This window comes from Thorsellia anophelis DSM 18579, assembly GCF_900111395.1.
In the GTDB taxonomy this organism is placed as follows: domain Bacteria; phylum Pseudomonadota; class Gammaproteobacteria; order Enterobacterales; family Thorselliaceae; genus Thorsellia; species Thorsellia anophelis.
The window spans coordinates 150,852-175,501 of sequence record NZ_FOHV01000005.1; the positions used below are offsets into that span (position 1 = coordinate 150,852).

The 24,650-nt window shown below is 36.4% G+C and carries 18 protein-coding genes, 2 tRNA genes and 1 pseudogene; 4 read left to right on the forward strand and 17 right to left on the reverse strand.

The window, feature by feature from the left end:
- Positions 1–150: 150 nt before the first annotated feature.
- Positions 151–942, reverse strand: a complete 792-nt coding sequence (locus BMW37_RS04595; protein WP_093318165.1) for a histidine phosphatase family protein — start codon at positions 940–942, stop codon at positions 151–153.
- 591 nt (positions 943–1,533) lie between these two features.
- Here BMW37_RS04595 and BMW37_RS04600 point away from each other — a divergent pair.
- Positions 1,534–2,082 (forward strand): hypothetical protein, encoded by a 549-nt coding sequence (locus tag BMW37_RS04600; protein ID WP_093318166.1) that lies wholly within the window; start codon positions 1,534–1,536, stop codon positions 2,080–2,082.
- Between the two features lie 105 nt (positions 2,083–2,187).
- On the opposite strand, the pseudogene BMW37_RS04605 reads toward BMW37_RS04600, so the two are convergent.
- The 14 genes and pseudogenes from BMW37_RS04605 to rbsD form a co-directional block, all read right to left on the reverse strand.
- Positions 2,188–2,691 (reverse strand): annotated as a pseudogene (locus BMW37_RS04605) (DUF4411 family protein).
- Positions 2,688–3,836 (reverse strand): ImmA/IrrE family metallo-endopeptidase, encoded by a 1,149-nt coding sequence (locus tag BMW37_RS04610; protein WP_093318171.1) that lies wholly within the window; start codon positions 3,834–3,836, stop codon positions 2,688–2,690. Before BMW37_RS04610 ends, BMW37_RS04605 begins: the two are co-directional and overlap by 4 nt.
- Positions 3,837–4,012: 176 nt before the next feature.
- Positions 4,013–6,259: a YgiQ family radical SAM protein gene (locus BMW37_RS04615; protein ID WP_093318172.1), complete on the reverse strand. Its 2,247-nt coding sequence runs from the start codon at positions 6,257–6,259 to the stop codon at positions 4,013–4,015.
- A 334-nt stretch (positions 6,260–6,593) separates the two neighbouring features.
- Positions 6,594–7,715 (reverse strand): ABC transporter ATP-binding protein, encoded by a 1,122-nt coding sequence (locus tag BMW37_RS04620; protein WP_093318173.1) that lies wholly within the window; start codon positions 7,713–7,715, stop codon positions 6,594–6,596.
- Positions 7,708–9,471, reverse strand: coding sequence for an ABC transporter permease (locus BMW37_RS04625; protein WP_093318174.1), 1,764 nt, complete (start codon positions 9,469–9,471; stop codon positions 7,708–7,710). Before BMW37_RS04625 ends, BMW37_RS04620 begins: the two co-directional genes overlap by 8 nt.
- Before the next feature lie 195 nt (positions 9,472–9,666).
- Positions 9,667–10,791, reverse strand: a complete 1,125-nt coding sequence (locus tag BMW37_RS04630) for an ABC transporter substrate-binding protein (RefSeq protein WP_093318175.1) — start codon at positions 10,789–10,791, stop codon at positions 9,667–9,669.
- Positions 10,792–10,952: 161 nt separating this feature from the next.
- Positions 10,953–13,697 carry a sensor histidine kinase gene (locus BMW37_RS04635; protein ID WP_093318176.1) on the reverse strand — a complete coding sequence of 915 codons (2,745 nt, stop codon included), beginning with the start codon at positions 13,695–13,697 and terminating at the stop codon, positions 10,953–10,955.
- A complete protein-coding gene (locus BMW37_RS04640) occupies positions 13,678–14,343 on the reverse strand; it encodes a response regulator transcription factor (RefSeq protein WP_093318229.1) in 666 nt (221 codons plus the stop codon). The genes BMW37_RS04635 and BMW37_RS04640 overlap by 20 nt, the downstream gene beginning before the upstream one ends.
- Before the next feature lie 220 nt (positions 14,344–14,563).
- A complete protein-coding gene (gene rbsR, locus BMW37_RS04645; RefSeq protein ID WP_093318230.1) occupies positions 14,564–15,568 on the reverse strand; it encodes a ribose operon transcriptional repressor RbsR in 1,005 nt (334 codons plus the stop codon).
- A 91-nt stretch (positions 15,569–15,659) separates the two neighbouring features.
- Positions 15,660–16,586, reverse strand: a complete 927-nt coding sequence (gene rbsK, locus BMW37_RS04650) for a ribokinase (RefSeq protein ID WP_093318178.1) — start codon at positions 16,584–16,586, stop codon at positions 15,660–15,662.
- A gap of 184 nt (positions 16,587–16,770) precedes the next feature.
- Positions 16,771–17,655, reverse strand: a complete 885-nt coding sequence (gene rbsB / locus BMW37_RS04655; RefSeq protein ID WP_245711024.1) for a ribose ABC transporter substrate-binding protein RbsB — start codon at positions 17,653–17,655, stop codon at positions 16,771–16,773.
- Between the two features lie 164 nt (positions 17,656–17,819).
- Complete coding sequence (gene rbsC, locus BMW37_RS04660; protein WP_093318180.1) at positions 17,820–18,788, reverse strand: ribose ABC transporter permease; 969 nt, start codon at positions 18,786–18,788, stop codon at positions 17,820–17,822.
- Positions 18,789–18,811: 23 nt separating this feature from the next.
- A complete protein-coding gene (rbsA, locus tag BMW37_RS04665) occupies positions 18,812–20,302 on the reverse strand; it encodes a ribose ABC transporter ATP-binding protein RbsA (protein ID WP_093318182.1) in 1,491 nt (496 codons plus the stop codon).
- Between the two features lie 7 nt (positions 20,303–20,309).
- Positions 20,310–20,729 carry a D-ribose pyranase gene (gene rbsD / locus BMW37_RS04670; RefSeq protein ID WP_093318193.1) on the reverse strand — a complete coding sequence of 140 codons (420 nt, stop codon included), beginning with the start codon at positions 20,727–20,729 and terminating at the stop codon, positions 20,310–20,312.
- 586 nt (positions 20,730–21,315) lie between these two features.
- Here rbsD and BMW37_RS04675 point away from each other — a divergent pair.
- The gene (locus BMW37_RS04675; RefSeq protein ID WP_093318194.1) at positions 21,316–22,683 is read left to right on the forward strand and encodes a phosphohexomutase domain-containing protein; all 1,368 of its coding nucleotides are present in this window, start codon (positions 21,316–21,318) and stop codon (positions 22,681–22,683) included.
- 324 nt (positions 22,684–23,007) lie between these two features.
- On the opposite strand, the gene BMW37_RS04680 is transcribed toward BMW37_RS04675, so the two are convergent.
- Positions 23,008–23,084: transfer RNA gene (locus BMW37_RS04680), tRNA-Asn, on the reverse strand.
- A gap of 22 nt (positions 23,085–23,106) precedes the next feature.
- Positions 23,107–23,183, reverse strand: a tRNA-Asn gene (locus BMW37_RS04685).
- A gap of 416 nt (positions 23,184–23,599) precedes the next feature.
- On the opposite strand from BMW37_RS04685, the gene aroQ reads away from it, so the two are divergent.
- Both aroQ and accB read left to right on the forward strand, forming a co-directional pair.
- A complete protein-coding gene (aroQ, locus tag BMW37_RS04690) occupies positions 23,600–24,055 on the forward strand; it encodes a type II 3-dehydroquinate dehydratase (RefSeq protein ID WP_093318195.1) in 456 nt (151 codons plus the stop codon).
- A gap of 98 nt (positions 24,056–24,153) precedes the next feature.
- Positions 24,154–24,624, forward strand: coding sequence for an acetyl-CoA carboxylase biotin carboxyl carrier protein (gene accB / locus BMW37_RS04695; protein ID WP_093318196.1), 471 nt, complete (start codon positions 24,154–24,156; stop codon positions 24,622–24,624).
- Positions 24,625–24,650 lie beyond the last annotated feature (26 nt).

Here is a 24,650-nt window from a genome sequence, read left to right on the forward strand (position 1 = left end):
AAATATAGATTGATTGATTACTCGTGATTGGCCGTAAATTAGCCAATCACTCTGTTATTGATATTGGACTGAATCCCAAAAACTCTAAATTATTTGATTAATAATCCAAATTTGCTTTTATTACTGATTATTTCGTGAATCGATAAAACATTATTTAGCTAATAGTGCCTTACCTTTTTCTAAATAACTCAAGTCACCCGCTTTTTCTAACGTATATTGCCCATCTTTGTAATGAATGACTGTCACACTGCTATTACCAATATCTGCTCCAATAGCTTGTCCTGGAGTAAAAATATCTAAAATTGAACCAATTGCACCACCATGACTAACAATCATGACATTACCACCTCCTATAGATTCAGTAGCTTTAACAATGTCGTTGATTGACTGAGTGTAGCGTGTTTTAATTTGATCATATGTTTCAGCCCACTGTAGCTTGTCATTTCTAGCAATGGCATTAGCGATATCTTCATCACTCATTTTTGCAGTAAATTCTCCCCAATTACTCCAATCAGGTTTAAATTCCATACCAAGCTCTTCAAATAAAGGTTTCCACATCTCGACATCATCTCGCCCCTCATAGCCCCCATAATTCCATTCACGAAGGCGCTCATCATCATTCAAAACGAGGTTTCCTCGATCACCCTGTTCTAAAATAATTTTTGCAGTATGGCGCGCCCTGCCTAAATCACTTGTATATGCAGCAACAAAAGGAGTCTCTGCTAATCCTAATGCAGCAGCTTTTGCACCCTCTACCCCTACAGCGGTAAGTGGCGAGTCAGCCCATCCTTGTACTTGGCTTGTGGTATTAAACATCGTTTTACCATGTCGAATCAGATATAAATGCACACCATCTTTATCAGTCTCCTGTGCGAATCCTGCTGTTGATGTTAAGGTCATAACTAAAGCGGTTGTTACGGCTAATATTTGTTTAATCATCATGACATCTCCTAAAATGAGTCAGAGCAATTGCAAGATTGAAATTAACCACCAGCAAAGTAACGCTTTTAAGTACCATCACACGCTTAGGGGTAAATATAAGGTAACAACAAACCAAAATATTCACTTCCCAATTTTTGCTTGAGTCATTCCTAAGTTTTGTTTTACTGTTTTGGAGTATAAAAATTGTGATATTGCTCACGCTAATAGTCACTTTTTACAGTGGCATATAAAACAATTTAGGCACTAAATCATCATTTGCCCTATCCGCACATCAAAATATGACTGATAGATATTGACTTAAAGAATTGGTGTGAGAGCGGATTTTAATCATTAGTGTTAAATCTAACCTGAATACGGTTCATGCTTATTTAACGTGCCTGCACTTCAAATAAATGGATTCTTCTGTATACTGCAAATATACGGTTGGCCTGTTCAAACACTTTTTGTTATCTAGAGTAAGGGTTATAATGAGTTTAAAATAAGCTTGCTCGTTAAAATTAGCCCTCTTACTCTAGTTTTTTATTGACAACAAAACTCAAATAAGAACACTTCACTTTGCATTTAAAGACTAATCTATATTAGGAAAACACAATGTATAAATTCTATTTTTTATTAATCATTTCTGGCTTAACTTTAATGACTGGACCAGTTTTTGCTAAGAATAATTCAAATGATAATCAACCTTCGTCAAATTCTAGTCAGTGTTTTGCTGGAAAAATTAGTTGGATTAATGGAGGGGTAACTCAGGATATTTGTATAAACGACTCAGCAAATTTAATTCGCTTAGATTCAGTGATGCGAAATGAAACTGAAACTTTAATTAAGTTGACCTATTTAGGAGGCGATAGAGGATTTTGCTTATGGCCCGCAGGTCATAAGCATAGTTTAATCTTAATTGATATTGATACGCAAACTAGATATAGGCTTTTATCTAAAGAGTCTCAAATTGCATCTTGCGAGACTGAAAACTCTAATCTTTCATATAATGCGACTAATGAGAATAAGTCTGTGACCTTACTGTATAATGCACTTCCTAAAACAGCATTACACTTAATGTTGATTGAAGAAGATATAACCATCCCTTCCTTTAATGCGACAAAATTTGGTCCTTTTGCGCTAAATGCACTCAAAAAATGGTGAATGTTAACTTAAGGCACACCAATTTAATAATAATAGAACATAATGCGCTTCGATTAGCATTGCAGAGCCAATAAGATGAGATTAAATTGATAATTCAATCCCATCTTATTTAACTGAAAAATTATGTCCTGCATGGCGCTGCAAGAATTCGCATAATGTAAACGTTCGAATACCAAAAGCTTTTGCAGCATTAGGAATTAATATCCTTTTTTTAACATCGGGACTAAACTTTTCAGCAGTTACTATATGAAAATGATGTTGTTTCGCATGGGCAACCAAGAAGGCATCAGCTTTTGTACTAGCAAAATCTAATTTTGCATTTGAAGTAACGTTTTGAGATTGGCCCAATTTATTAACTTGCTATATGCTAATGTAGAGGTTAGTTCATCTTCAAAAAAACTTGTCGGTAATACTGATAATTCATTTTTTGATCCAATCACTTAGGTCATCATCTTTTTGGAGCAATTCTTCTTTGACTGCATTAATGCTATAAACAATACCTTTTTCATGCAGCTTTACAAGTAAATCCCAAAAAATTCTACAATACTCAAACCTATATTCAAAATTCTTAGATTGAATAAAAATATTTGAATCAATAAGATATTTCACACAACCTCCTTACTTAATATTTTATAATAGAGACTAACCACTGAATCAGGCTTTATATTCAATAATTTAGCAGCATCTCTCAATAAAATATTTTGGGACATAGCGCTATTAACAATAATAGTCGTTAATTTTTGGCTATTCCTATAGGGCACTGTGTAGTAAAAATTACCCCCACCATTTTTTTTAGAATTTAAATTTATCAACCTATTTTTAATATCATCTACAACGTTAAATTGAACTAACCCTAATTGATAAAGTTTTATTGCAGCAGCATATGGGCTGACTTTAAAATATTGAGAAATAGAAAAAACTTTGTTGTGAATAGTTACATTCTCACATCGGTTCCATTGTCTTAACAATATTTCAGTGGGCATTAAAATTTCGGCTGCAACTTGATTGCAAAATGCCTCTATTTTGTTCTCATTCGTCCAATTAGAAACGCCTTCTTTGCCAATCCACAAATGTGCAACTTCATGTAGTAATGTGAATGTTTGAGCAGAAAACGAATCTTTACTGTTTACAAAAACAGCTGGTGCAACTTTATCAATTAAAGAGAATCCTCTAAATTCATTCACATCTAATGTTTTTGCATTATTGTTTTTTACCACACCGTTTTTAAATACAAGGATGCCAATATTTTCAAGTAATGAGGCTATTTTTTTAAAATATGAGTCATGAGTTAAGGACGGTAATTCTTTATGTAAATCAAAATTTATAATTTTTATAATGTCACAAGCAACTGCCGTTGGGGATAGATTTTTACTTAATTCGAATTTTCCTATAAATGATAGTTCAACAACAGAGCCAATATTCTCTAAGTAATCTTTATACCAATTAACTTTATTTTTTACATCCTCTAACGTTTCATAAAAATTAGCACTCAATTCAGTTGCATTGACAGTTTGTCTTAGATCTGGGATTTTAGATTTACTTATTTTTGGTGGTGTTGCTAAAAAAAGATAACCAAAAGGAATTCCACCCAACTTTGTTAATTTTTCAGCAATTGTTTTATTGATAATACCTTTCAAAAATTTTTCTTGCTTTTTTGGCGCAAGTCTATCTGCTAGGGCCGTAACTGTGGTCCCATTATGAGTCGCAATCCAGTTAATCATTGTTGTTGAGATTTGAAATTCTATTATCGCCATGGAGTGATAATTTATCCTATTTTGAATTGTGATTTTAGGATTAGAATATCATAAATATAATATAAAAAAGATAAAAAATGCTTAAATGCATATGAGTTATTGCGAATCATTCACTTAACATGGGTTAATTAAATGAATGAGTCGCAAAACAGAAGGAAGGATGACTGCACAAATAATTAACGCTTAACCTTATCAGGCACTGGAGTATGCTTTGTCATCGCAGGCTTAAAATGAGTACGCCTAGCTTTACGTTCAGCCTCTCTTACTTCATCTCTACTAGCGGGTGGCACTAAACACTCCCTTTTATTTCCTATCAAATGAGATAAGCCCATTTCAGTTAATGCTGCGCGCACTACCGCAAAATTAGCAGGATCATGATAGCGTAATAATGCTTTATGTAGCCTGCGTTGTTTATCACCTTTAGCCGAAAGCACTAACTCACTCTTATGATCAACCGGCCTTAGCGGATTTTTCTCTGTGTAATACATAGTCGTTGCATTAGCCATAGGCGATGGATAAAAATTCTGAACCTGATCTAATCTAAATCGATTTTTCTTAAGCCATAGCGCAAGATTGACCATATCTTCATCTGTTGTTCCCGGGTGAGCTGAGATGAAATAAGGAATTAAGTATTGTTCCTTTCCTGCCTTTTTAGAGTACATATCAAAAAGTTGTTTAAACTTATCATATGTCCCCATACCAGGTTTCATCATTTTTGATAACGGTCCCTCTTCAGTATGTTCAGGGGCAATTTTTAAATAACCGCCGACATGATGTTCGGCTAACTCTTTTATGTATCTCGGATCTTCAACTGCTAAATCATAACGAACACCAGAGGCGATTAAAATTTTCTTAATACCAGGCAATTGTCTTGCCTCACGATATAAATTAATCGTCGGTTCATGGTTAGTATCCATAAATGGACAAATTGTCGGATAAACACAAGAGGCCCTACGACAAGATTGCTCCGCTTTGGGAGAAGTACACCGTAGCATATACATATTCGCGGTAGGACCACCAAGATCTGAAATGATCCCTGTAAACCCAGGGACTTTATCTCTTATCTCTTCAATTTCTCTAATGATAGATTCTTGCGAACGGCTTTGTATGATACGACCTTCATGCTCTGTAATAGAACAAAATGTGCACCCTCCATAACATCCACGCATGATATTAACTGAAAAACGTATCATTTCATAAGCAGGAATGCGAGCATCACCATAACTTGGATGAGGTATGCGTTGATAAGGAAGACCAAATACACTATCCATTTCTTCGGTTGTGAGCGGAATTGCAGGAGGATTTGCCCATAAATAGCGATCACCATGTTGCTGCATTAATGCTCTTGCACAACCAGGATTAGTTTCATGATGCAAGATACGTGAAGCATGAGCATATAATACTTTATTATTGGCAACTTGCTCAAAACTTGGCAATAAAATATAGGTTTGTTCCCAAGGTCTTGCTTTTGCTGGTTGTACTGTGATTCTTTTGGGTTCAGCCGCATTTTTAATGTTAAGTTTTACATCAATTTGATTGATAGCCTCTATAGCCTCTGAATCTTTTTTAGGGCCACCACTGGTTTGGCAGGCTAAATCCTCTCCATATGGATTGATAATTGGATCGATTTTCCCTGGCGTATCAAAATGGGTAGAATCAACACCCTTCCAACCATAACGAGCGAATTTGCGGATCATTGCTGTACCACGAATATCCTCAATTTCTTCGATGCGCTCACCCGCAGCTAAGCGATGAGTCAGCTCAACTAAGGGTCTTTCTGCATTCCCATAGATTAAAAAATCTGCTTTAGCATCAAATAAAATAGAGCGCCTAACTTTATCCGACCAATAATCATAATGCGCAATACGTCTAAGACTCGCTTCAATTCCACCTAAAACCACTGGCACATCACTGAACGCTTCTTTACAACGCTGCGTGTAAACAATTGAAGCTCTGTCTGGGCGTTTACCCCCTTCATTATTAGGGGTATAAGCGTCATCATGGCGTAACTTACGGTCAGCGGTATAACGATTGATCATAGAATCCATATTGCCCGCAGCCACCCCAAAATAAAGATTAGGTTTGCCAAGGCGCATAAAATCTTCTTTGCTGTTCCAATCCGGTTGCGCAATTATCCCGACACGAAATCCTTGAGCTTCAAGTAATCTCCCTACAATCGCCATCCCAAAGCTTGGATGGTCAACATAAGCATCACCTGTGACAATAATGACATCACAACTATCCCATCCGAGTTGATCCATCTCTTCTCTGGACATGGGTAGAAAAGGGGCTGTTCCATAACACTCAGCCCAGTAAAGTGGGTAGGAAAAAAGATCTCTATCAGCTTGGATGAGTGAGACTGGTTTAGGTTTGTTTTGACTATTTTTGGCTTGCAGATGCTTACCCTGGCTGGTATTTGACATGTTTTATATTTTTACTTTAAGTGTTGAAATGCATAATCGGATCACAGAATTCATTATGATACGCTAAAAAAATACAATTAATTTTTCGCTAGCTTCTATTATAGCCCTTACACTAAGAGGATTAAAGCAAATATATGTCTAATACGTAAAGATTAGTGACGTCACCATTATCTAAAAGATTATATCGATTACTTAAGAAGTTGAACTCATCACTGTTATGGAGAACTCAACAATTTATCATTAGTGGATTTACTATACTTGTGTAAGCCCCATTCATGGGGTTTACACAAGTATAGTAAAGGTAGTTTTCACTACCTTTACTCTCAACTAACATTTATTGTGGATAAATCCATACATCTTCTTTTGGTAAGTGCAAGTGGTAAACGCCAGAACTGACTGTTTGTGATGTAAACATACGAATCGATATCGGCAAATCCATAGGATGAGTAATATTAGACACATCTCTTTTTGCATCTCCATCACGAAATAATGTTTCAAATTTATCCCCCAGATACATCGTAGTGACATGAGGTAATGTCATCACATTTTCAGCTGCAGAATCATCACTGATTTTAACTCTTTCTACTCTAATCACTGCGGTACTTAGATCCCCTACTGACAAAGAAGCCAGTGCACTTTTACTTGCCCTTCCCCAAATTTTAAGAAGTTTAGTTTCGATTAAAACATATTCCCCTTGTATCTCTAACACGTTTCCAACTAATCGATTATTACTTCCCATAAATTCTGCAGTAAAGAGTGTTTCTGGTTCACCATACATCATTTCTGGTGTGCCTTCTTGTGCGATTGTGCCATTATTGAGTAACAAAATTCTATCTGATATGGCCATGGCTTCTGCTTGATCGTGAGTAACCATTAACGCTGACAGGCCAAAATCTATGATTAATTCCCGCAAAAAGACTCTCGCCTCTTCACGCATTTTCGCATCTAAATTAGATAAAGGTTCATCAAGCAACAGCACTGGAGGGTTATAAACCAAAGAGCGAGCAATCGCGACCCTTTGTTGTTGACCACCTGAAAGTGCATGTGGAAAACGTTTAGATAAATGAGCTAATCCTAATTCTTTTAAAACTAGCTGAACTTTTTGTGCTATTTCCTCTTTATTCAAATTGCGTAACTGCAGAGGATAAGCCACATTATCATATACTGTTAGATGTGGCCAAAGCGCATAAGATTGGAACACCAAACCCAGATTACGATTTTCAGCAGGTAAATCAATTTTTGATTCGCCATCAAATACAGTATTACTACCAATCATAATTTTACCGCTTTGCGCTTCTTCTAATCCTGCTACCGCTCTAAGTAATGTGGTTTTACCACATCCAGATGGTCCAAGTAATGAAACCACTTCTCCTTTTTTCAAGGTCATTGATAAACCTTTAAGAACAGGGTTATCGCCATAACTTAAGTGTAGATTTTCAACTGATAACTCAATCATGTAATTTTACTCCAAAGCGAAGCGCAATGCCCAAACCAACGACAACCAGCGCAATATTAATAAATGAAAGTGCGGCAACGATATCTATTGCCCCAGCAGCCCACAAAGAGACTAAGGAAGAACCAATCGTTTCAGTACCTGGACCTAGTAGATAGACACCTGTTGAATACTCACGTTCAAAAATTAAAAACATCAACAACCAAGAGCCTATCAACCCATATTTTGCTAATGGAATGGTGACATGCCTGGTTGTCTGACCTGGGGTTGCCCCTGCTGAACGTGCTGCTTCCTCTAATTCAGGGCCAACTTGTAATAACGTGGCTGAGATTAACCTAAGACCATAGGCCACCCAGACAACGGTATAAGCGAGCCAGACACTAAAAATAGTACTTCTTAATTTACGTAACGCAGGCACTAAACTTTCACGTAAGGAATCTGCAAATGGCAACCAGCTCATTACGCCATCTTTTAATGCGCCATCAAGCCATTTAGGAACGAATAAAAATACCCACAAAAATGCAAGTCCCGCAAGTAATCCTGGCACAGCCCTAGGAATCATAACCGAGTAATCTAGTACACGAGTAACATTATCCGGTTTACGGTGCATAGCAAGACCAATACAGGTATAACATGCCACCGCTAAAGCACCTCCGATAACGCCTATCATGACTGAGTTAAAAATGGCTCGGATATGGGTAGGTTGCTCCCAAACTTGCCTAAAGGCATCAAATGACAGTGCATCTATGAGTGATACGCCAGATCCCCAATGAGTGACAAATGCTCTTAGCACTATCCCTGAGACAGGAATAATTACCGTAATTAGCAACCAAAACCCAACAACTGCTCCTGCCGCTAAGCGCCATTTACCTAATGGTAGGACTCTAGATTTCGAGGCTTTACCTTTCATAGTCACAAATCTATTGGCTGTTTTAATTAAAATTCTTTGAAGTAATACAAGTGGTATAGTCATAGCAATTAAGCATACTGCAACCGCCGCCATCAAATGATAAGAAGGTACGCCAAATTTGTTCGTTAATTTATAGATATAGGTTGCCAACACAAGATGCCCTTCAGGATCACCTAGCACTAAAACTAATCCGAAAACCTCAAGCCCTAAAAAAAAGAGTAAAACAGAGGCATACAAGATAGCAGGACGAACCATTGGTAAGCTAACGGATGTCATCACTTTAAGCGGAGAGGCGCCAGAAATACGCGCCGCTTCTTCAACATCGGATCCCATACTTCTTAACGCTGAAGAGATGTACAGATAGGCATGAGGAACATGGGTTAAGCCTGCAATGACAATAATACTTGTTAAGGAATAAATATTCCACGGCACAAACCCAATGATATTTCTAACAAATTCACTGACAAACCCAACTGGGCCCACGCTGACCACATAACCAAAGCCGAGTACTAAAGGTGAGACAAAAATAGGCACTAATATCAAAGGCTCTATCCAACGTCTACCAGGTAAATCAGTTCTTATCATTAAAAAAGCAAGCACGCCCCCTAAGGGAACTGCTATCACAAACAGTCCAATGGCAATTGCAAAACCTGTGCGCAATGCTTTATAAAAATCCCTATCTGAAAAAATAAAACGGTAACTTTCTAAACTGCTCGTTGCCGATTTCATAAAAAATGGCTCAGATAAAAAGCTTTGGTATAAAATCAACCCTAATGGTAATGCGATCATCGAAAGCGTTATTAATACCACAATCGCTCTTGGTAATCTTTGCACTAATCGTGTTGACATAAACATACTCCACCTCACTGGCATAAAAATGAGTCATAACACCACCTCTATCGATTGAATAATTCAGCCCTAGTCAGCTTTACCTGTCCAAAGTGGTGATATGTTTGAATTTAGGATAGAGGAATATCTATTTGTATTGGTATTTCATCCAACTTAACTAAAGCACTCGCTTTGTATAATTAAGTTGGATTAATATCACTTATTGGTAGCATCACGCCATTGATTGATGAAGTTCAAACGTTTGGTCTGTTCCAAAAAAGCCAAAAGTGAATCATCGATAGGGATAGGTTTAACTTGGCCTGGAATGCGTTCAGTAATCGCTTTAGATCCATTCGGCCCTGGGATATCATCTCTAATTGCGCCAAGTTGTGCGCTATCAGCAATTAAAGCTTGCCCTCTTGCAGATAAAAGATAATCTAGCCAGAGTTTAGCTGCATTTGGGTGTTCTCCTGCTTCACTGATAAACGCCACGCGTGAAACGATTAAAGTATACTCATCGGAATAGACAATGCCTAAAGCGGGATCTGTTTTTGCTTTGATTTCAGCATAAGGCCCAAGTAAGTTATAACCAATTAACATTTCACCTGATGAGATACGCTCTAACATTGTGCCAACTGAAGACTGCACGACTAAATTTGCCGAGCCTAAATCCTTCATCAACCCAAAATAATCAGGATGATGGATATTATCTTGTACTGCAAGCATAAACCCGACAGCTGATTTTTCGATATCATAAGTTGTAACTTTATTTTTAAATGTCTCTTGGTTATTTGCAATTAATTTACCAAGCTCTGCTAGATTACGTGGAACATCATCCTTTGGAACTAAAGTCTTATTATAAACAATGACGACAGGCTCAAATGTTGTGCCAAATGCTTTATTGTCATAGTTAGCCCAGTTGGGTAAATGTTTCACTTCAGGAGATTCGTATGTCATCGCAAAATCAGTCGCAAGCTTAATACCCGAATCCATAGAGGAATTCCAGACTAAATCACCACTCGCCCCGCCTGCAGCCTGCTCACTGATAAATCGATTATAAATTTCTGTGCTATTCATATCATTGTATTCAACTTGAATACCCGGATAGAGTGTATTGAAATCTTTAATTAATGGCTGAACGGTTTTTGTATCAGTTGTCGCATAAATCACAACTTTACCTTCTTCATTCGCATCATCAATTATTTTTTGATAATCGGCAGGATATCCATCTGGTACAGCACTAAACACGGCAAAAGGTAATATAGATAATCCAATTAATAATGCTAATTGACTAAATGATTTTTGATAGAATGATGACTTGTATGTAATAGAATATGTCATTGTTAACTCCTGGTCAGTTCTTTTAATCCCTACCTGATAAAATGTAATCAGATCTGCTTAATCAAGAAACAGTTTAACTCTACTAAAATCCTGATACTAAGCAGACTAGGCCTCAAACCTGTCAAAGTCCTGTCAAAACATATTTCTACCCCTCTAAATCATTATTTTGTGACGAGGCTCAACCAGTTTTTAACAAATTTTGTTTTTTTGTAATCATCAAGCCCAACTAACAAGGTCGGTTTAAGCTCTAAAAATTTTATTACTCCTTGAGTATTACTATGAATTGATTCAGGTGTCCACTGGCCTTTCATATGTGGTCTCATAGCCCCTAATCCAGGATAGGTTGCAGCAATACTTTGGCCTTCATCAGACAATAAGAAATCAATAAACTGTTTAGCCTCATTAAGATTTGAGGCATCCTTTGCAATCATAGCGGTTCTAGGTAATACAAGCACATAATCTTGAGGCAAAATAACTTTTAAATTCGGATGGTCAATCGATTTGGCATAGGCATATGCCCCTAGCACATTATAGGCTAGTGCTATTTTACCTTCTGATAAATCATTCAATATCTGAGAGCTATTATCTTGAAGGAGTACATCAGGACTATCTAATGCATTGGCTAAACGCCAAAAATCGCTTGAAATGATCGCATCTTGTGTTGCAATTAAATATCCCACACCACTTTTTTCAATATCATAGGTACTGACTTTGAGATATTGCTTAGATAAGGTCAGAGGTATCTTTAGCCCATTTTCACCTAACTCCAAATCATCATTCAGTAACGTGTTTAAGGTTAAATCTGTCCGTTTTTGTGGTGTAAAATAGGCCTGCATTTCTGCAGGTAATGAAACTAGCCAGTTACTTTGCCGATTGAGCGTTTTTTGCTCTAACATTTCAATAAGTGCCAAATGTGTTTTAGGCACTCTTTTCTCTTCAATCAATTTTTGATTATAGACTATCACGATAGGCTCTAATGAAAAACCAAACAGCTCAGAGCGCCAATGAGTTCCTTTCGGTAAGTATTCCAAATAAGGTGAGTGATAGCGCTGTGCAAAACCGTCATTAGCTAATTTCAATTGAAGATCAGCAGCTGAGCTAATAATGATATCAGCTTTAGGTACTATTTCGTTATTCTTAACTCCCTCATAAAGCGCCTGTGTCGACATTTCAATATAACGAATAGATAGTGTCGGATAGCGCTCTAAATACCCGCGGATAAAATGAGCGAATATTGGTTCATCTGTCGTGCCTGCAATGACTAATTGCCGAGATTTTTCGTGAGATTGACTCTCTACAATGTTAGATTTTGCTCTTAATTCATATATTGTTTGGCTTAAGCCTAATGATTTAGCATAAATAAGGGACTCACTTGCTAAATTTGCCTCAGAGTAAGGCGTGAAGGTAAATAATCCTGCCAAAAATACCCCAATAAAAGACCTCATTATAGAAGAATAGGGAAGTAACTTTTCTTTTCTATCTAACGTTTTACTCTGGGATAAATACGCTTGATAAGAAAAATGAACTGGTAACTTAACACTGACTACAAGCCCCCCACCCTCTCTATCTAGTAACTCTATTTGTCCTAAATGCGCTTGAACAACTTTTAACACAATCGACAATCCCAACCCTGATCCCGTAACATGAAGATCCTCATGACCACGAACAAAACGCTGAAAAACAGTTTTTTTAAGACTGTCAGCAATACCTGGGCCTCTATCAGACACATTGATATCGAGGCTGCCATTTGAATTCAACCTCATCGTTAATTCAACCTGATCTGGACTATAAATCAAGGCATTTTGTAATAAATTGGCTATCATTTCTCTAAGTGCAATTCTATCACTTATGAATACACCTATCTCTGTTTCTATTATTAATTCGTAATGAATTCTAAATTGATCATCAGGGGATATTTGCAAATAAATTTCTTCAATGATTTTATCTAAAGTAAGCGGTTCTAAAATTCTATTTTCTAATCTATGCGATACTGTCGTATCCATCAAAATTTGATGAACCAATTGACTTGCATGATTTGCATTATGGTAGATTTTAATCAAGCGTGCTTGTTGCTTGTCATAATCTGTTTCTAATAATGCCACCTCAGCTTGTGCACTAATTGAGGCAAGTGGGGTTTTGAGTTGATGAGCAGTATCCCCAACCATATTTGTAAGCACTTTCATCGCATCAGCTAAACGCGCAATAAATTGATTTAAGGTCAATACAAGACTCTGAATTTCTTTTGGAACTTGAGAAATAAGTGGTTCTAATGAATCAGGTTGCCTTGTCAGGAGTTCTTTTTCTAATTGCATTAAAGGAGAGAGAGAATATTTTAGGCCTATTGAAATTAATACAAGCCCAATTAACATTAAGCATCCCATTGGGATTACTGTTTGTTTAAATAATGTCTGTTTTAAAATTTCTCTTGCATCAGTAGTTTCTGCAACTCTGATTGTAATCCACTTATTATGATCACTACTTGAAATTAAATGACCTAAACTAATGATTCTAATCTTATCATCATGATAGACAGCATCAACAAACTGTGGCGTATTCTCGAGCATTAAAGGTAATCCAATATCAATTTTATCATACCCTGTTATTAACTCCCCTCTATCATCACGGATACTATAAAATACCCGCTCAGTTTCAGTTAACATGTCGAATGCGGCAAGTGGTAACTCTACTGTAACTTTGCCTTTTTCTATCTGTATTGCACCTGCAATCGTTAACGCAGATGCAATTAATAGCTTATCATAAGCGCTATCTGCAGCGCGCTTAGCATATTGATTAACAAAATAGGTAAGACCAACTAAAGCAGCTATGAAAATAATCATAGACAAACCCATTAGCCGTTTTGTGATTGAAACATGACTATCAGATTGATTATTTAAACCTAGCGGCATACCCTACACCTCGTACTGTTACAATCGTAATATCTGCAGGTTCTAATTTTTTACGCAATCTAGAAATGTGTAATTCTAAGGCATTAAAGGATACATCCTCATCTAAGTTAAAAAGCTGAGACATCAATCGTTCCCTTACAATGACCTGACCAATCTTAGTACTCAAAATCTCAAGCAGCCGAAACTCACGTTTGCTAATATCAATTAAGCTATCGTTAATTTTGAGTGTTCTAGCTGCCTGATCAATAATAACATTGCCCAATGATAACTCAGCTGTCTTTGTGACTGCCTGACGGCGACAGAGCGCTCGTAATCTTGCATCAAGTTCTCTTAAGTCAAATGGTTTGACCAAATAATCATCTGCACCAATATCTAATAAACTGACTTTATCTTCGATTTCTGAGCGTGCGGTGATGACTAAAACAGGTGAGGTTTTTCCTGAAGCTCTAAACTCTTTTAAAACGGCAAATCCATCTTTACCTGGTAAATTAATATCTAAAATTAAAATATCGCATATCTCATTGGCTAAATGCAGGCTTGCTTCTAATCCAGATTGGCACCAATCCACACTATGGCCGGCAAACCTCAAACGACTTTCTATAGCCTCACCTAGATCTAAATTATCTTCCACCAAAATGATTTTCATGATGTTCCCTAATCTTTGTTGAAAAATAGCTAAAATAGCAAGCATGAAACATTAGCATATTATTATTTTTGTATTAACATCATGTTAACGCATCCAAAGAAAATTAAACCGTGCATAGATCGCACTCTAGATGGAATTTTCATCTAATTGACGACGATTTATCATAGAGTGTTATCATTATTGAAATTTAAAAGAACTCACCATGTAAAAATGTTTGCATTTAAATGAGAGGGTATACAGATTGGCGCTCGATTAACTCCGGTGTAAGAGATAATATCTGACCTTTACGATCAGGATGTGTGATACGATGCAAGAGTGCATCAACAGCAAGTTCTCCTAATGCATCTTTAGGCTGATGAATGGTTGTCAAAGGTGGGGTTAAATATTCACACAAGGCTATATCGTCATAGCCAATAATAGAAATATCATTAGGAATAGAAAGCTGGGCTCGAAATATGGCTTGATATGCACCTAATGCAATCGCATCGTTACCTGCAAAGACTGCCGTTGGCCTAATAGGTAACCTTAAAAGGGTTTGCATAGCAAATAAACCACCTTCGAATTCAAATTTACAAAATTGTTCATAACCCTCTATGATATCTAATTTTACCTCACTCATTGCTAGCCGAAAGCCAGCTAAACGCTGTTTTGCAGTAGCCTTATCTAGCGGACCTGCTATGCAAGCGATACGGGTATGCCCCATATCGATTAAATGTTGGCATGCAAGCGTGCCACCTAATAAAGAATTATCTTGTATGACATCATGTTTTGAACTAAAAGGAGACCAGTCCATCATTACTATAGGGATGCTTGGGTATCGATTAAGTAAATCTTCTGGTGGCTGCAAACCTTCAGTACACATAATGATAAGACCATCAACTCTCTTTTGCATCAACATTGCTAAGTTATGATTAAAACGCTGGGTATTTTCAGCTGTATTACAAAGTACTAAGCTGTAGCCTCTTTCATAACAACTTTGTTCAACCCCCGTCACAACTTCTGCATAAAAAGGGTTACTACTCGCAGTCACTAACATTCCAATCGTTTTGGTTTGTTTCATTTTAAGGCTACGCGCTAGGGCTGACGGCGCATAATTCAGTGTTTCAATTGCTTGCAAGACTCGCTTGGCTACTGAATCACTAACAAATCTATTTTGATTTATGACATGTGACACTGTTGAAGTTGAAACTTTCGCTAATTTAGCAACATCCTTCATCGTAGCCATTGCTGTTTCTCTCACAAATTATAACCATTCGATTAAAGTCAATTCATTAATAACAAGTGTATTTAAAATACTAATCAGCTTATTATATATCCTAGACACATTGTTCATTTAAAAACTGCTCAATCTCATATTTCCACGGAATAGCTGGCTGTGCGCCTTTTCTCATAACAGTAAGTGCAGCTGCTGCATGCGCAGTGATAATAGCTTGTTCAGGCGTTTTATCATTTAACAATTCAGTAACAAAAACCCCATTAAATGTATCACCTGCGGCAATGGTATCAATCGCCTTAACTTTAAATGCGGGCACTAATCTGCCTATTTTATTCACACTTTGCCATACCCCTCGACTTCCCAATGTAATTAGAACAGTCTCAATACCATATTCATGAAGCACAGAGCTTGCAGCCGCTGCGCTAGTTTCATCAATAACTTCAACACCTGTTAAAACAAATGCTTCAGTTTCATTAGGCGTGATAATATCGATATTAGAGAGAAGTGCTGGCGGTAAATATCTGGCTGGGGCTGGATTTAAAATCACTTTTGCATGGTTTTGTTTCGCAACCGATGCCGCTTTGATGATCGCATCTAAAGGTATTTCTAACTGCATTAAAAGATAGTTTGCACTTTCTAAAACACTTCTGCATGATTCAATATACTGTTCATCAACTTCTGTATTAGCGCCAGGGTAAATAGCTATCACATTTTCCGCTTGTTCATCGACAAAAATCATTGCTACACCGGTATTTTTAGTTTCAACCATTTTAATCCACTGTGTATCAATCCCATCTTTTATAAATTGTTTTAGTATCTCTTGGCCAATTGTATCTTGCCCAACAGCCCCTAAAAAAGAAACATTTGCATTAAATCGTCCTGCAGCAACAGCTTGATTTGCACCTTTTCCACCATAAGCCAACAAATATTCTTCTCCCATCAACGTTTCACCAGGTTTTGGCAACGTTTTTAGATGAATAATATGGTCGACATTAATACTACCAAGCACAACAAGTTTCTTTTTCATATCCATTACTCTACAAGAAAATGGTGATAATTTAGGACAGCGTTACAAATGTATGTTAATTAACATGAGCCTTATTTAAACAATATTCATAAGGTAAAACTTGAAAGTACTGCCTATAACAAACGCCCCACATTCAATTATTCATTGAGAATGAAATAGGGGCAAAAATCCAATCTAAACTCTTTTATTTAACAATCAATTCCAATTCTACTGGAATAGATGCTTCAACAGTCTCGCCTTTTAAAACTCTATCAGCAGTTTTAACGCCAACTGCACCAATTTCTTCTGGTTTTTGCGCTATTGTTGCAGCAAGCTTGCCTCCTTTAACTGCATTAATCCCGTCCTCTGTTCCATCAAATCCAACAATTAAAACGTCATCTACTCCTGCCGTTTGCACTGCTCTTAATGCACCTAACGCCATCTCATCATTTTGAGCAAAGACTGCTTTAACATCAGGATGGGCAGTTAAAAGATTTTGCATCACATTCAATCCTTTTGTTCTATCAAAGTCAGCTGGCTGAGAGGCTATTAGATTAAAACCATTTGCGTCATGCGATTGTCTAAAGCCCTCACCACGTTCTCGCGCTGCTGATGTACCTGTAATTCCTTCTAACTGAATTACTTTAACCTCTTTGCCTACTTGTTCAGTGATAAAATCCCCTGCCATTTTCCCACCAGCTATATTATCAGAAGCAATATGGCTGATAACAGAACCCTGCGCAGCTGCTCTATCTAGTGTAATAACAGGGATGTTAGCTTGATTAGCAATTTTAACTGCATTACCAACTGCGTCTGAATCTGTTGGATTAATCAACACTATTTGGGGTTTTTGAATCATCAAATCTTCAACGTTAGCCAATTCTTTTGCGGGGTTATTTTGTGAATCTAATACTACTAATTCATAACCTAAGCTATCTGCTTCTTTTTGCGCTCCATCTTTCATCGCGACAAAAAAAGGATTATTTAATGTCGATACAACTAAGGCTATTTTGTCTTTAGCCATCGATTGAGCACTAAACACCAAAGAAACAGCGAGAACAGATAATGCTAATTTTGAACGCTTAATCATAATTTATTCCTCTTTTAGCTTGGATAACAGTGTGCAACATGCACATTTAGGGCATAACAACATTTTTATACGAATCCAGGGAATGATAAATTTCACTTCCGGATAACCATCAACTTTCAATAGAATTACCAAGTATTTAATTAATAAGCTCTAGAAAAAGCTAATCATTTTGCTGCTTTATTATCTACAAGTACCGCTAACAAAATAACAATTGCTTTAACAATCATCTGAAAATACGGGGATACATTGAGCACATTCAACCCATTATTTAAAACACCTAAAATTAAGGCACCAATTAAAGTACCAATAATAAACCCTCTTCCACCGGCAAGACTAGTTCCCCCAAGTACAACAGCAGCTATCGCATCTAATTCGTACCCTAAGCCTGCATTACTTTGTGCAGAAGAAAGTCTTGCAACTTCGACTAAACTCGCCAATGCAGCTAATGCACCACAAATTGCATAGACACTTATTTTAATTAAATCAACATTAATACCTGATAGTCGTGCGGCAGATTCATTACCACCTACAGCGTAAATATATCGCCCAAAACGAGTCTGTTTTAATAAATACCAAGCACTCATAAAAACACCAAACATAATCCAAATTGGGCTAGGAATTCCAAGAGGACGGCCTAAACTTATCAATGAAAAATTTTCAGCTATAGGACTAAACCCTATATTAATTGAACTCCCACCGGTAAAAACCTGAGTAACACCTTTTAAAAATAACATCATAACCAAAGTAGCAATAAATGCTTGCACTTTTCCTTTTGCCACAATAGTTCCTGTCATCGCACCAACTACAGCACCTAACCCTAATGTGAGGGTAATAGCTACAAATAGATTTAAATCCTTACCAATCATAGAAGCAGCAACTGCACCTGTTAGTGCAAGTAACGCGCCAACTGATAGATCAATACCTGCTGTTAAAATCACAAGAGTCATGCCAACAGCTAAAATGGCATTGACTGATGTTTGCTGTAAAATATTTAAGAAGTTATTAATTGTAAAAAAATTTGGATTTAAAAATGCAACCACAGCAACTAAAACCAATAATGCAATTAATGATTTTTGAGCAAGCAGCGTTTCTTTTGAAAAAAAACGGTGCGGATTAAGGGTTGTTTGTATCATATTTTACCTTCTCTCTGATAATGTTAGTGCAATTTACCAACAGCTGCGGCCATAATTTTCTCTTGGGTAACGGATTTTCTTTCACAATCTAATGAAATCCTGCCTTCATGAATTACCAGTATCCTATCACTCATACCGAGCACTTCAGGCATATCAGAAGAGATCAAGATGATGCTTAGCCCTTCTAATTTAAATTGATTTATCAATTGATAAATTTCTTTTTTTGCCCCAACATCAACACCTCTCGTCGGCTCATCTAAAATTAAAATCTTAGGCTTAGTCATCAAGCCTCTTGCAATAGCCACTTTTTGTTGATTTCCCCCAGAAAGATGGCCAATAATTTGACTACTGGTAGGAGTTTTAATGTTAAATAGTGTTATAAAATCAGACACGGCTATTTTTTCGATTTCATGTTTAATTTGGCCAATAGGATGACTGAAATATTTCAAAGCGGTCAATGTCATATTATCTTTCACTGACATACCAAGAATCAGCCCATCTCTTTTTCTATCCTCCGAGATATAAACAATTCCAGCCTTTAAACCTTCGTTTGGCGAGGTAAAATGAACCGATTTATCCTCTAAAAAAATTTCCCCTGCAGTTTTAATAGTTGCACCATACAATAACTTCATGAGCTCAGTTCTACCTGCCCCCATTAATCCTGACACGCCTAAAATTTCACCTCGTTTTAAGTCAAATGATGCAGACTTAACTCCAGGTCCTTTGATATTGCGGACACTTAAAATGGTTTCACCAAAATTGCTTACAACATTAGGATATTGTTCTTCTAATTTTCGACCAACCATCATTTCAATTAACTGATCTTCATTTAATTCCTCAACAGAATATTCTGCAACAAACTGACCATCTCGTAATATAGTCACATCATCACATATCTCGAAAATTTCTTGCATACGATGAGAAATATAAATAATCCCCCTCCCCTCAGATATCAATTCGCGCACGACTTTGAAAAGAGACTGAGTCTCAGTATCGGTTAATGCATCTGTTGGTTCATCCATAATGATAACCTTTGATTCATGACTAAGTACTTTCGCAATTTCAACCATTTGCTGTTCACCTATAGACAAGGCAGCAATTTTAGTTTTACTGTTATAGTCAAGGTTTAATCTATTTAATAATTTATCTGCCTCTTCATACATTTTAGTCCAATTAATTTTACCGAAGGCATTAGTAAATTCACGACCAAGAAAAATATTCTCTGCAATTGACAATTCAGGTATCAAATTCAGCTCTTGGTGAATGATACCGATTCCTGCTTGTTGTGAATCTCTAGGTCCCTTAAATACAACAGGCTGCCCCGAGTAGGTTATTTCACCTTGATCTTTTTGATATATGCCTGTCAAGATTTTCATTAAAGTCGATTTACCTGCGCCATTTTCTCCTACTAATGCCATGACCTTACCTTCATACACATTCAAACTTACATTAGATAAGGCTTTAATTCCTATAAACGCTTTATGAACATTTTTTATTGCTAATAGTGTTTGCATAGAGCCCTCAAAAAGTTACACCTGCATGTAATATGATGTTGGCAAAAGGAGAACACTCACCAGTTCGGACAACACAACCACTTTGCATAACTTCATGTTTAAAATGATCATGTGAACAATATTCGATTTCAATTTCTTGATTGGTATCTATTCCGGTTTTTATAATTAAAGTCTCAACCTCTTCAAATAAATTAGGGTTCATATGCCTAAGCTCATTGGCAAGAGTCACTCTTTCAACGACCATTTCAGCAAGAATAATCGAGAGTGTTTGGATAAATCCAGGCACATTTTGTGTGAGTGCCAAGTCAATACGTGTCACACCTTGGGGAATAGGTAGTCCAGCATCGGCTATCACAATCCTATCAGTATGTCCAAGTAGTGCGATTTCATGAGACAATTGCGCATTTAGCAAGGGTCCTTTTTTCATTTTCCTCTCCTTTATCGAAACGTTTCGCTATAGAAGTGTAGAATGAAGCAAAAAGTAGCAAGAAACAACTTTTTTTTGAAATTTTGTGAGTGCAGTCATATTTTACAGTTAACAATATTAGAAAATTTAAAGAGATTTCAACCTATAAAATATTTATGATTAAAGTCAATGCTATCTCAGCCGTAGGAATAAAACAAATAGACGTTAAGTTACTTAATTTAGAAAAGTATAATCGAAGAATAACACTTACCGAGAAAGGCTATTAATACCTGTAATTATGCTATTATATGAAGATATGGGTAAAATGCAGAACAATTACATATAAGAACAGTTCTAAAATTAATTGATAGGGTAACTTTAGGAACCAACAAATTTATCTAATTTAATTAGAATAGCAAAAATCGCATATTCTTAACAATCAAAAACTTTGACAATATATATTTAAAAGTAACTACCTCAAGATATTTTATGGGTAAGATAAGATTATAAAATAGATACGCAAATTAACTTAAAAACTGTCAACTCAATACATTAACAACTTTAGTAAAGTTTAAAAAGCATATTCAAGTAAATATAAGAGGATAAGATGGACAAACTTAGCTGCTTCAAGTCATATGACATTCGTGGAAAAATAGGAATTGAGCTTGATGAACTTTTGATAGAAAAAATTGGCTTTGCCTTTGCCACTCAATTTAGAACTAAAAATGTTGTAGTCGGAGGAGATGCTCGTGCAACTAGTGAACTATTTAAAAAGGCTCTTATTAGAGGTTTAAACAAAGCAGGGTCACATGCAATTGATTTAGGTATGACAGGTACAGAGGAAATCTACTTTGCCACCCGTCATCTTCAAACTGATGGTGGGATTCAAGTCACCGCAAGCCACAACCCAATTAATTACAACGGATTGAAAATTGTATTAAAAAATTCACATCCATTAAGCAACGATAATGGCCTGCTAGATATCAAAGCTATGATCTCATCAATCGAGCTCCCAACATCATATGAACCCTCTATTACACAATCCACAAATAAAAAAGACTATATTACGCATATTTTATCATATTTAGACCTTACTAGTATTAAACCACTTAGAATTGTGGTTAATGCAGGCAATGGTGCAGCTGGCCCCGTAGTTGATGCTCTAGAAGCTGAGCTCAGTTCGAAGAATATACCTATTGAACTCATTAAAATACATAATGAACCTGATAGCAGTTTCCCTAATGGCATACCTAATCCACTTTTAGTTGAAAATAGAGCGCCAACTTCAAAAGCAATTATCGAGCATAAAGCAGATTTTGGTGTAGCGTGGGATGGTGATTTTGATAGATGTTTTTTATTTGATGAAAATGGACAGTTTATTGAAGGATATTATATCGTAGGTTTACTAGCTCAATACTTCTTATTAAATTCCCAATCAAAAGAAAAAATCATTCATGACCCAAGGCTCTATTGGAATACAAAAGATATCTGTGAATCTTACCATGGCATTGCTATTGAATCAAAGACTGGGCATGCATTCTTAAAAGATATTATGAGAAAAGAAAATGCTGTCTACGGTGGGGAGATGAGCGCCCATCACTATTTTCGGGATTTTGGATATTGCGATAGCGGAATGATACCTTGGCTGTTAGTTGTTGGCTTATTAAGTAAAACGACAGGTTCTTTATCACATCTTGTCGAGGAAAGGATTAACTTATACCCGTCATCTGGAGAAATCAATCAAACAGTTAAGAATCCTAAATTAATACTAGAACAGATTGAAGAACATTTCAAAGAAAAAGCAATCAAAATAGATCATACTGATGGATTAAGTATAGAGTTTGAGGCTTGGAGATTTAACTTACGAGAATCAAATACTGAGCCACTACTAAGATTAAATGTTGAAAGCAGAGGTGATATCCAGTTAATGAAAACAGCTACAGATAAATTATTATCCTTAATCAACCTATCTTAAATCCCTTAAATTCAGGCAACCAAAAACACTGGTTGCCTGAATTTATTTTTATAGGTACCGCACAAGGCACATATAGTATAGGATTAACTTCTCTCTGGCTTAGGAATTAAAAATAAAATCAAAGTGAATAATTGGATTAAGTGACTTTCCAAGTTCAACATTAAAAACTTTAAAATCAATAATAGCGCTTTACTCTAGAATGTAATTTTAAAAATATCATATAACGATTTATGAAATGGGATTTATTTTATTTTTTGTTGGGTAAGCTTAAATCTTGATGAAAATAATTATGAAGGGATAATTCTATGAATTTGTTTTAATTAATGGCTCCCCTGGCTGGATTTGAACCAGCGACCTGCGGATTAACAGTCCGTCGCTCTAACCAACTGAGCTACAGAGGAACTACAAATGCAATTTTCAGTTTGGCTCCCCTGGCTGGATTTGAACCAGCGACCTGCGGATTAACAGTCCGTCGCTCTAACCAACTGAGCTACAGAGGAACTCCCGAAAACGGCGCAAATCATATCGCCATATTCGTGTATTGTCAAAGTTATTTTTTAAAAAAACATTCAAGCGTATAACAATTAGTCAAATAAGTCGTTTTTTATACTTACGGCCATATTTATAGAGCAAATTGCGATAATTTGTATCCGTTTTTATCATTCGAGCTGTTATACTATTTAAGAAATGATTAAAAATGTGCTATTTTTCGCAAATTTGAGTAATATAGTGAAGAAATAGATGACAAATCTTGCTATTCACGCTATTTTTCGAGTTTGAGATTGGCGTTTATAAAATGTTACTAAAGAATCTTAAAATCCAGATAACCTAGAAACCAATAATTAGAGACAACAAATATCCAATTGCTAGGCCCTAGGGCTATTGAATTGATTATTGACTAACTGATAACTTGATTATGCAAACACACTTCAAAATACTCGTACTTAATGGACCGAACCTAAATATGCTTGGTATCCGAGAGCCTGCTAAGTATGGTTCTTTAACATTAAAAGACATTGTTGCTGTTTTAAAATCAAAAGCATCTAGTTTAGGTATCGAGATAGAAGATTTTCAAAGTAATGCTGAGCATCTTTTAATTGATAAAATTCATCAATGCTATCAATCAGTGGATTACATTATTATTAATCCAGCCGCCTTCACGCATACAAGTGTCGCGCTAAGGGATGCAATCTTATCAGTCAACATTCCTTTTGTAGAAGTGCATTTGTCTAACATTCATGCAAGAGAACCTTTTCGACACCACTCCTATCTATCTGATATTGCTGATGGTGTAATCTGTGGGCTTGGCGCTAAAGGGTATGAATATGCATTAGACTTCGCATTTCATCAGTTAACCCATCTTTCACGGTAACCTACTACACATTTATAATCACAAAAATATTAACCCGTTATGGTCGCTCCTTAAGGGATCAACCAGAATAACATTTTAACAAGAGAGAGTTACATTTTATGGATATTTCTAAAATAAAAAAACTAATTGAATTACTTGAAAACTCAGGTGTTTCTGAAATTGAAATTACTGAGGGAGAAGATTCAGTTCGTATTTCACGTCAAGCTCCTAACCAAATGACAATGATGCCGGCAATGCAGCAGACTTATATCCAACCTGCTCCAGCTCAGCAAAATCTAAATTCAGCCGTTGCACCTGCTACAAGCATGGCAGCTGAAGCTCCTGCTGCTATCTCGGGTCATACTGTGCGTTCTCCAATGGTAGGAACATTCTACCGTTCACCTAGTCCTGAATCTAAGTCTTTTGTAGAAGTCGGACAGAAAGTTAATGTAGGTGATACAATCTGTATCGTTGAAGCTATGAAAATGATGAATCAAATTGAAGCTGATAAAGCGGGTACAGTAACAGCAATATTAGTTGAAAATGGCCAAGCTGTTGAATTTGACCAACCCATGATTGTGATTGAATAAACCCTACTGTTATACATGAAATGAGG

Coding starts and splice junctions, on each gene's coding strand:
- BMW37_RS04595 (WP_093318165.1), bottom strand. CDS start 942: ATGATGATTAAACAAATATTAGCCGTAACAACCGCTTTAGTTATGACC.
- BMW37_RS04600 (WP_093318166.1), top strand. CDS start 1,534: ATGTATAAATTCTATTTTTTATTAATCATTTCTGGCTTAACTTTAATG.
- BMW37_RS04610 (WP_093318171.1), bottom strand. CDS start 3,836: ATGGCGATAATAGAATTTCAAATCTCAACAACAATGATTAACTGGATT.
- BMW37_RS04615 (WP_093318172.1), bottom strand. CDS start 6,259: ATGTCAAATACCAGCCAGGGTAAGCATCTGCAAGCCAAAAATAGTCAA.
- BMW37_RS04620 (WP_093318173.1), bottom strand. CDS start 7,715: ATGATTGAGTTATCAGTTGAAAATCTACACTTAAGTTATGGCGATAAC.
- BMW37_RS04625 (WP_093318174.1), bottom strand. CDS start 9,471: ATGTCAACACGATTAGTGCAAAGATTACCAAGAGCGATTGTGGTATTA.
- BMW37_RS04630 (WP_093318175.1), bottom strand. CDS start 10,791: ATGACATATTCTATTACATACAAGTCATCATTCTATCAAAAATCATTT.
- BMW37_RS04635 (WP_093318176.1), bottom strand. CDS start 13,697: ATGCCGCTAGGTTTAAATAATCAATCTGATAGTCATGTTTCAATCACA.
- BMW37_RS04640 (WP_093318229.1), bottom strand. CDS start 14,343: ATGAAAATCATTTTGGTGGAAGATAATTTAGATCTAGGTGAGGCTATA.
- rbsR (WP_093318230.1), bottom strand. CDS start 15,568: ATGGCTACGATGAAGGATGTTGCTAAATTAGCGAAAGTTTCAACTTCA.
- rbsK (WP_093318178.1), bottom strand. CDS start 16,586: ATGAAAAAGAAACTTGTTGTGCTTGGTAGTATTAATGTCGACCATATT.
- rbsB (WP_245711024.1), bottom strand. CDS start 17,655: ATGATTAAGCGTTCAAAATTAGCATTATCTGTTCTCGCTGTTTCTTTG.
- rbsC (WP_093318180.1), bottom strand. CDS start 18,788: ATGATACAAACAACCCTTAATCCGCACCGTTTTTTTTCAAAAGAAACG.
- rbsA (WP_093318182.1), bottom strand. CDS start 20,302: ATGCAAACACTATTAGCAATAAAAAATGTTCATAAAGCGTTTATAGGA.
- rbsD (WP_093318193.1), bottom strand. CDS start 20,729: ATGAAAAAAGGACCCTTGCTAAATGCGCAATTGTCTCATGAAATCGCA.
- BMW37_RS04675 (WP_093318194.1), top strand. CDS start 21,316: ATGGACAAACTTAGCTGCTTCAAGTCATATGACATTCGTGGAAAAATA.
- aroQ (WP_093318195.1), top strand. CDS start 23,600: ATGCAAACACACTTCAAAATACTCGTACTTAATGGACCGAACCTAAAT.
- accB (WP_093318196.1), top strand. CDS start 24,154: ATGGATATTTCTAAAATAAAAAAACTAATTGAATTACTTGAAAACTCA.